5 protein-coding genes and 1 pseudogene are annotated in these 9,496 nt (G+C 44.1%); 1 reads left to right on the top strand and 5 read right to left on the bottom strand.

All coding sequences use genetic code 11. The features are described 5' to 3' along the window. From V7D75_RS11080 to V7D75_RS11065, 4 genes and pseudogenes are all read right to left on the bottom strand, one after another. Window positions 1–500: pseudogene (locus tag V7D75_RS11080) on the bottom strand (EamA family transporter RarD); the annotation flags it as partial. Between the two features lie 268 nt (window positions 501–768). Then, window positions 769–1,839, bottom strand: coding sequence for an EamA family transporter RarD (gene rarD, locus V7D75_RS11075; RefSeq protein WP_333614605.1), 1,071 nt, complete (start codon window positions 1,837–1,839; stop codon window positions 769–771). Between the two features lie 196 nt (window positions 1,840–2,035). Further along, on the bottom strand, window positions 2,036–4,801 hold the full coding sequence (gene gyrA, locus V7D75_RS11070) for a DNA gyrase subunit A (protein ID WP_333614604.1): 2,766 nt from the start codon (window positions 4,799–4,801) through the stop codon (window positions 2,036–2,038). A gap of 423 nt (window positions 4,802–5,224) precedes the next feature. Continuing rightward, entirely contained in the window at window positions 5,225–6,859 is a 1,635-nt protein-coding gene (locus tag V7D75_RS11065) for an alpha/beta hydrolase family protein (RefSeq protein ID WP_333614603.1), read from the bottom strand. A gap of 193 nt (window positions 6,860–7,052) precedes the next feature. Between V7D75_RS11065 and V7D75_RS11060 the strand changes: the two genes are divergently transcribed. Beyond that, window positions 7,053–7,946, top strand: a complete 894-nt coding sequence (locus tag V7D75_RS11060; RefSeq protein ID WP_333614602.1) for a methyltransferase domain-containing protein — start codon at window positions 7,053–7,055, stop codon at window positions 7,944–7,946. A 46-nt stretch (window positions 7,947–7,992) separates the two neighbouring features. On the opposite strand, the gene V7D75_RS11055 is transcribed toward V7D75_RS11060, so the two are convergent. After that, window positions 7,993–9,462, bottom strand: coding sequence for an ABC transporter ATP-binding protein (locus V7D75_RS11055; RefSeq protein ID WP_333614612.1), 1,470 nt, complete (start codon window positions 9,460–9,462; stop codon window positions 7,993–7,995). Window positions 9,463–9,496: the final 34 nt, after the last annotated feature.

Here is a 9,496-nt window from a genome sequence, read left to right as displayed (position 1 = left end):
GGCGGATAACCCAAACAGACAAATAAAGTCGCCCAAGAAATGCTGCCATATTGCCACACATCGTAGCCAATACCGAGCGCCGCACAAATGGTCGCAAGCCATTGCAGCAAGCTCATGTCTTCATTATAAAAAAAGCGCCCCACGACAATCATAATCATCGGGTATAAAAAGTAACCTAATGTCACCTCCAATCCTAAATCATTGACCGGCGCCCACATAAATATCCAGATTTGCGCACCCAAAATCGGCGTAGGAATAATAAATAAAAACCACTCTTTGGCCGTCTTTAAGGTTTTTAGATAATCAAAAATATGCTGCCATTGTTTCAGCGCACTGACCAGTAACACCAAACTGAGTAGCATCATCAGTACGCGCCAAGCAGCGACTTGCGTCCCTGATAACGGCTGCATCAACAGACCAAATAAAAACAAACCTGCATATAAAAAATTTGCGGCGACTGCAACGATGGTGCCCTGCGATGTCTGATTGGTGAGGAGCATAACAACTGCCTTTAAAAATAAGCGCACGTCCTTGGCAATTTTGAAAAAAAACAAAAGCCTCAGACGCGAACGTCGGAGGCCTTTTGTCTATCAGCTCTATTGTTGATAGAAATTTTTATCTATCCTGTCACTAAATAAAATTAAGATAAACGCTTGTGTATCTCATGCTCAGCATTATGTCAAAGTCGACATAGATACGCAATACATTGGCCTAACCCGTCTATTCATTTAAAAATCCAGTTTATTCATTTGCCATACATGTGAAGATTTATTTACTATCAAGCTGCTCGATTTTACGCTGTATGCTATCGAGCTTCCTTTGATAACGACGCATCTTACGGAAACGATGCGCAGCTAACACCCCATCAATACGGTAATTTATCAAGCGGCGACGCGGCGGAAAACCGCCCACTTGTGGTTCGCGGTAGCCGTGCAAATGGTTGTCGCGGCGGCGACGAAGATAACCCATCACACTATCAGCAATCATAATAAATAGCGCCAGCGTAATCATGCTGTACATAAATAACGAGCCGCCTTCATCAATGCTTTGGTTTAAAACGGTAATGGATAACACAAATAACAGCATCGGTTCTACATAACTTAGGGCACCAAATAACGAGACAGGTAATTTACTACTCGCAATCATGGTCAGTGACATCGCAAGCGCACTAAATGCGCCAAGCAGTGGCAATAAATACCAAAACTTCATGTTTTGTGCTGCCACGCTAAAGCCGCCACTGCTGTATAGCATAATGAGTACCACCGGCGTCAGCAAGGTCAAATCTGACAACAAACCAGTAATCGGAGGTACAGCAAGCTTACGCCGCAGCAGATAATAAGGTGGATAACCCAAACAGACAAACAAAGTTACCCAAGATATGGTGCCATATTGCAAGATGTCATGACCGATACCTAAAGCGGCCAACAGTGCCGCTAACCACTGTAGCGCGCTCATATGCTCATGGTAAAAAAAGCGCCCCAGTATGATCATCACCAGCGGCAATAAAAAATAACCCAAAGTGACGTCAAGACCAAAGCCATTGACCGGTGCCCACATAAATAGCCAAATTTGCCCACCCAAAATCGGCGTCGGCAAGATAAATATCAGCCATTCTTTTGGTGTTTTTAAGGTTTTTAAATAGTCAAAGACATGTTGCCATTGCTTAGTAAAACTGACCAATATAAGCAAACTCAACAGCATCATCAATATGCGCCATGATGCTACCTGCGTCCCTGACAATGGCAGCATAAATAGCCCAAACAAAAACATCATCGAGAATAAAAAACTCGATGATATTGCGGCTAACGTTCCTTGAAAAGTTTGATTGGTCGTAAGCATAACAACGGCCTTAAAAAATAGCGCTTAATAGATATTATTTATCATGATTTTATAGAAGCTAAGCATGCAAAGTTAAAGGTTAAAAAACACGCTATAAGAATAAACAGCGCTCAGAAAAAAGCCTCCAACGATGACGTCAGAGGCTTTTTCTAGAGCAGTATAACTCACTAAACTAAAAAGCTAACAACTGATATGATTACTCGTCATCGTCGGTGTTTTCATCTACGGTATCATTCGATGTTTCGTCATCTAACGTATAGTCATTAGCAATATCGATAACATCATTGATATCGGTCGTCGCGCTGTTGCCAGTTTCGGTATCAATATCGATTTGTTCTTGACCCTCTACGCCAAAGGTACCATCTTCTTTCATCGCCTCGACCAACTCATCGTCGCCCTCTTCGTTCTCAACGCACGCCATGGCCACCAGTTTTTCATCTTTTGACAGACGAATCAAGGTAACGCCTTGGGTATTACGGCCCGAGCTTGCCACTTGTTCTACCGGCGTACGAACCAGCGTGCCTTTATCCGAGATTAAGATAATATCGTCTTCAGGCTCAACTTTGGTCGCACGAACCAAGGCGCCATTACGGGCGCTGGTTTTGATAGCAATGACACCGCCACCGCCGCGATTTTGGGTATTGAATTCATCGACAAAGGTACGTTTACCAAAGCCATTTTCACAAGCAATGAGGATTTCGCGCACATCATCTTCGATAACCACCAGCGATTTGATAAATTCATCGGCTGCCAGACGCATACCGCGCACACCTTTAGCGGTACGGCCCATGACGCGCGCATCGTTTTCATCAAAACGAATGGCTTTACCGCTCGAAGCAAATAGCATCACTTCTTGACTGCCATTGGTAATACGGGCACTGACCAATTTATCATCATCTTCTAGGCCAACGGCAATCAAACCATTCGAGCGAATATTGGCAAACTGCTCAAGCTCAACACGCTTAACCGTACCATTTGCGGTGGCAAAGAAGACAAAATGCCCGCTCACATCCGCGGTATTTTGCGGTATTGGCAATATCGTGGTGACCGTTTCATCAGCATTTAAGCCGATCAAATTCACTAACGGACGACCACGCGAACCGCGGCTGGCAATCGGCACTTCAAAACCACGTAAGCTAAACACTCGGCCTGTGTCAGTGAAACACAATACCGTTGCGTGCGTTGAGGTCACGACTAAATGATCAATCACATCGTCTTCTTTCATCGCGGTTGCAGATTTGCCTTTGCCGCCACGTTTTTGCGCCACATAATCGTCAATTGGCTGCGTTTTTGCATAGCCCGTACGCGACACTGTCATCACAACGGTTTGCTCTGGGATCAGATCTTCACGATTAAAGTCCATACGGGAATCAATGATATCGGTGCGGCGCTCATCACCGAAGTTTTCACGAATCTCAATCATCTCATCAGAGATAATGGTCATTAATTTATCAAAATCACCAAGGATCGACTCTAAATGAGCAATTTCACGCAGCAAATCTTGATATTCTTCGGTCAATTTATCTTGCTCAAGACCCGTCAGACGATGCAGCTGCATGTCTAAAATGGCATTGACCTGCTCAAGTGATAAGCGATAGCTTTCTTGATTGTCAATCAGACCAAACGGCGCTTTTGGATCTTCGCCTTCGATAAATTCAGGACGTACCGACTGGCTACCTGCCGCAGTTAGCATCGCTACCACACTACCTGAACCCCACGTGTTATTCAATAAGTTTTCACGAGCAAGACCACGGTTTTCAGAGGCTTTAATCGTCGCAATAATCTCATCAATATTGGCTAGGGCAACGGTTAAGCCTTCAAGCAAATGACCACGAACGCGAGCTTTATTAAGCTCAAAAATGGTACGACGCGTCACCACTTCTTGGCGGTGACGGACAAAGGCAGCAATTAGCTGACGCAAAGTCAACAGCTTTGGCTGACCGTTATCGAGCGCCACCATATTGATACTAAAGCTAGATTCGAGCGGCGTTTGCAAGAATAAATTATTAACAATCACTTCTGCCGTTTCACCGCGGCGCAAATCGATAGCGATACGCATACCGTCTTTATCAGACTCGTCACGAATTTCAGTAATACCTTCGATTTTTTTATCGCGTACCAGCTCAGCAATACGCTCAATCAACTTGGCTTTATTTGTCTGATAAGGCACTTCGGTAAAAACAATGCGCTCACGGTCACGGTTGACGCCCGTGTCGCTCATTGGCTCAATGATATAGCGACCGCGTACATGCAAACGCCCTTTACCCGTGCGATAAGCGTCTAAAATACCCGCCCGACCATAAATAACACCGCCAGTAGGAAAGTCAGGGCCAGATATATGCGACATCAACTCTTCGGCTGATATTTGCGGGTTTTCAGCATACGCTAAGCAGGCATTAATCACCTCTGTCAGGTTGTGCGGTGCCATATTGGTCGCCATACCAACCGCAATACCGGTTGCGCCATTGACCAATAAGTTTGGAATACGTGCAGGCAAGACGCTTGGCATACGCTCAGAGCCATCGTAGTTGTCTTCCCAATCGACCGTATCTTTATCCAAATCCGCTAGCATTTGATGGGTCAGCTTGGTCATACGCACTTCGGTATAACGCATCGCCGCCGGTGGATCATCATCAATCGAGCCAAAGTTTCCTTGCCCATCAACCATCGGATAACGCAAGCTAAAATCCTGTGCCATCCGTACAATTGCATCATAGACCGCACTATCACCATGCGGGTGATATTTACCGATGACATCACCAACCACACGTGCTGATTTCTTATAAGGTTTGTTATAATCATTAGACAACACATGCATCGCGTACATCACACGGCGATGCACTGGCTTAAACCCATCACGCACATCAGGCAGCGCGCGCGAGACGATCACGCTCATCGCATAATCCAGATAGGACTGCTTTAATTCATCCACGATGGCAATAGGACTGATCGAGTCGCTCATATACACTCCTTTATTTACATTCTTTTTCTAGTATTTGGCTCGGTTAAAAACGCTGATAGTTGTACAAAAATAAAGGCGCTAAAAAGCGTCAATATCCATGATATACAGACTATAAAAAGCGTTATCAAACAGGCTAAACAATAGGAAAATGGCGATACGGTTTTTGTTAAAAATAACGTTTAATTAAAGAAGCTATTTTAACACATTTTTGTTGATTTAGGGGATTGTAGATGCTATTAAAATCAAGCAAAACAGCTGATTAGCACTTGTTTTTATCTTTAGTGATAAGGATAAAAACGACTTTAATAATTGGGCATTGTCTTTGCTGTTTTTAAAGGCTATTTCATAAAAAAACTGCATCCAAAGGATACAGTTTTTCGCGAGTAAGGCTACAGCTATTAGGACATTTAATTATAAAGCAGTTTAAACAGGTTTGAACTCTTGATTAAAGAATTCACGAGTTGCCTCAGTACAAGCCGGACTGACCAAATCACCGTGATATTTGGTATAGAATGCCAATAGCGCTGCGACGCCTCCGTTGGGATCTGCATCGTCTTTGACTTTTTTCACGCTATTACTAAAGTTGGTTTGTACTTTTTTGACTACATCGTTGACTTTCCAAGGGTTCATTGATGCTTGTCCAATGATAGTCAACGTTTGATAATCTGGGCGATCTGCTTCATTGTCTTTATCCACATCCAAAACCGTAATATTAAGTTTCTTAGTAGGATTTTTAGCCACTTCGGTCTGTATGAGTTTTACCATCGAGCCGGTATTGGTATCGAAATAAACCGTTGGGTCTTGGTTGCCGCCACAAATGAACGTTGGCATTGTAGGGACATAACCACGTAAGTCATTATTCTTAAGCGCCTTACGCAGATTATTTTGCGGATTAGCAGCCGGTAAATTATTACCATTAGCTAATGTTAGACCATCAGGATTTTTTTGCGTATCTGCCACATAAGCCGCTCGGAAATCCGTTTTAATCAGATAATCGGTATCATCGTAGCCACCCAAGATAGAAAACAGCTTACCTGGTGATAGACCTGCCAGCCTTGGGTCGCTAGGATTCTTTTGGAATAAAGCATTGTTAGGCAGTTTACCTGCTTTGACCAACTCGCCAAATGGGGTATTACTAGGCAGCTGCGCGTCGGCATATTTATCCAAGAATATATCTGATTTTTTGCTATAGATATTGCCGTATTTTGCCTGTAAACCGATACCTAGTAGCGGGGCAAAGCGCGATGCGCCAATATTGACGTTACCTCTAAAGATTTCATCACCAAAAGCAGCCAACGCATAAGGCCCTGATGACGGCGCAATCGCCGTCACCGGTTTCTTTTGCGCTTCTAACAATCTTGCAGTAGCCATAGTGACATAACCACCTTGCGAGTAACCAGCGATAAACAGCTTGCCCGAATCATCAATTTTGCTGTAATTGGCATCATTGGCGCGTTTTTTGCGTTCGATAATGCTACGCGCGCTGTCTAGCGCATCGACCATATCAGTCGACTGCTGCTGGGCGACCAAATAAGGATGGTAATCAAGTTTTGATTCATCGTAGCCTGCATAGTTAGGTGCGACGACGATATAACCTTGGGCGGCAAAGTTTGCGGCGATTAAGTTTGCTTCTCCTACTGCTGGATTTTTAGCATTGCCGACTTGGGCAAAGTCATAGCCTTTATCCGTTGTCGTACCATGCGCGTATAATAATACTGGACGATCGCCTTGACAGTCGGCGCTGTCTCCACTTGGCAGCATCAGCGCAGCGGTCGCATTAGTACGCTCGCCTGCTGCACCTACTGTCCGATAGCTTACTTTCTCAATTTTAATATCACATTTAGCGGTTGGGGTGGCAGTAGTATTGAGGCCAAACTGAGTATTTATTTGAGTGGCAGTGAATGAGCTGATAGTTTTGACAGTTGTAGTATCAGAAACAACTCTTTCATTATCATCGTCATTACAACCAACAAGCAATAAGCTACTGGCAATGGCGATCGATAATAGACCACGCGTCATGGCGGGTTTGTTTATAATGAATGAATTGGGTAAGACCATGATTGCTATCCTTAGCAGTAATAATGCAAAAAATTGCCTAAAATCCTAGGCAATGGACAAGTGCAGTTTAGTTAAGATACTTTAATAAAAAACTATGCTTCAACCCTACTATTTATACGCTAAAACCCTATTAAAATCCAATAAAAAAGTTATAAAAACCATTTCAAATACCTTAGATAAGATAGAGTCCGTAATGAAACAAAAAGAGAGCCAAGCAAGCAGTCCATCCATTCATCACGCAACTAGCCAGCCAAGCAAACAAGCTATCACAGCGCCCATTGCACAATCTGATACGCGCACAGACCGCAGCTTTGACGCGATTGCCGATCATTTTGAAAAAAAGGTTTATGGCGGCTTAAAGGGCGACATTCGTCTGGCCGTATTGCGCCGTGATATTTTTGCCTATTGTGCGCAGATGAGCCAAATGCTTGGGCGACCGTTACGTATTCTAGATGTCGGCGCAGGTCTGGCGCAAATCGCGATTGAGCTTGCGGCTCAGGGACATACGTTGGTTATCAATGATATTTCAGCCAATATGCTGGAGAAAGCGCAAGCAAACGCTGAAAGCTTAGAAAAGGATTTGGATATTAAATGGTACGTTTGTCCGTATCAAGAATTAGAAGAAAAGTTGGCAGGTAACACAGAGAAATTTGATTTGATTATGTGTCATGCGCTGCTTGAATGGCTCGCAGAACCTGCCGCTGTGATGGATTTTTTTGATAAGCACTTAACTGAACATGGCGCGCTCTCGCTGTGTTTTTATAATCCGGCAAGTTTTGATTATCGCAATCTTATTATGGGTAATTTTAACTTATTGGATAATACAGAGTATAAAGCAGACAATAAAAAAAGCCTCACGCCCAACCATCCGGTCGCTAAAGAAGAAGTCGACTCTTGGCTAAATGCGCATGAGTATCAAACCATACTTGCCAGTGGCTTGCGGGTATTTCACGATTATGCGCCGCTTAAACGTGGTGGTCACAATGACCCTGAAGCTGTTATACGCATGGAGCTGCGCTACTCACAACTCGAGCCGTATAAATGGCTTGGGCGCTATTTGCATATATTGGCAACGCGTCACGCTTAACGTCTTCGTTAAACTTAAAAAGTATTGCCAAGCTTAAAACTGCTAATTATCTGATTTCTTCCACGCGCTCGAATCTATCATACTCTGACCAGGTGGTGGCATTGATGTCTTTTTCATCAAACACTACTACATGCTCTAAGATAGGCAAGATGCCAATTTGTGAACCAATCTCATGGTTATGATGACTGGCAACGAGGGACAATACGGTTTGACCGTCAGCAAGCTGTAAGCGATATAGATAGTTTGCCCCGCGAAACACGCGTCCGACGACTAAAGCCGTCTGCGTACTTTCATCGTCATGGACGATATCATCAGGACGCACCAATACTTTAATCGGTGTACCGTTCGGATAGTCATATTCGCAGTACAGCGGCTGCCCCAACTCGTCATATACTTCCATGCGCCGATAAATATCACCAAGTGCGGTTTCGACATGACCTTCTTTGATGATGCCGTCTATCATTGCCCCCTCGCCGACAAACTCAGCGACAAACGGGCTGACTGGCTCATGATATAGCTCACTTGGCGTCGCCCACTGGACCAATTTACCTTTATCCATAACCCCGACTTTATCCGCTAAAGCAAAGGCTTCGTTTTGATCGTGAGTGACCAAAATAGCGGTGGTATTGGTACGTTTAAGGATATCACGAACATTCATCGCCAGTGACTCACGTAGCACCACATCCAAGTTAGAAAACGGTTCATCAAGTAGCAAGAGTTTAGGCTTTGGTGCCAATGCGCGGGCTAATGCCACACGCTGTTGCTGTCCGCCCGATAGCTCACTAGGACGTTTATCGGCATGTTCCCTCAATTCGACAAGTTCTAGCATTTCTTTAATACGCGCTTTTTTATCGGCCGCCGACCACTTATTAAGACCAAAAGCGATATTTTTTGCCACGCTTAAGTGTCCAAATAACGCATAATCTTGAAAGACCATGCCCATACCGCGCTTGGCTGGCGCGACCGCAAATTTGGTGCGCGCTGTCTGCTCGGTGAGACGCTGATTGTTTAAGCGAATTTTACCGCCACGACTCTGCTCCAACCCAGCAATCGCCCTTAACGCCGTGGTTTTACCGCAGCCGCTATAACCTAAAAAGCAGCCAATTTCACCCTGCTTTAAATCTAACGATAAGCCATTAACGATAATCGTATCGTCATAGCCAACGATTAAATCTTGCACGCTAAAGTAAGCGTCATCAGCGCTCGTGTTGTTACTAAAGGCGTTAATCGTATCATTATCTTGCAAGTGGCTTTGTTCTGCTGCTTTTTGATTTAAGACAGTCTGATTTATAACGCTTTGATTTAAAGTGCTTTGGTTTAAAGTACCTTGTTTTGATATGCTTTGTTTTAATCTATTTTGTTTTGCTGTATTTTTAGGCAAGCTTCTATCCGCTTGCAGCTTTGCTACTTGAGCTTTGGTTAATAACGTTGTCGGTGGTTTTTTCACATGCTCCGGTCTTGGCTTGCCGCCCACCTTAACGGATTTAGACGCTGCTGGATTGGTTGAATCGTTCATCAAGTCAGTATACATAGACGGTACCAGTAAGCTA

Origin of the sequence: Psychrobacter sp. (assembly GCF_036731945.1) — a bacterium.
Taxonomy (GTDB): Bacteria; Pseudomonadota; Gammaproteobacteria; order Pseudomonadales; family Moraxellaceae; genus Psychrobacter.
Note: the sequence above shows the minus strand (reverse complement) of the source record. Positions and strands in the feature narration are given on the sequence as shown.

Excerpts from the sequence above, each read along its gene's own strand:
- rarD (WP_333614605.1), bottom strand. The coding sequence starts at position 1,839 with ATGCTTACGACCAATCAAACTTTTCAAGGAACGTTAGCCGCAATATCA.
- gyrA (WP_333614604.1), bottom strand. The coding sequence starts at position 4,801 with ATGAGCGACTCGATCAGTCCTATTGCCATCGTGGATGAATTAAAGCAG.
- V7D75_RS11065 (WP_333614603.1), bottom strand. The coding sequence starts at position 6,859 with ATGGTCTTACCCAATTCATTCATTATAAACAAACCCGCCATGACGCGT.
- V7D75_RS11060 (WP_333614602.1), top strand. The coding sequence starts at position 7,053 with ATGAAACAAAAAGAGAGCCAAGCAAGCAGTCCATCCATTCATCACGCA.
- V7D75_RS11055 (WP_333614612.1), bottom strand. The coding sequence starts at position 9,462 with ATGAACGATTCAACCAATCCAGCAGCGTCTAAATCCGTTAAGGTGGGC.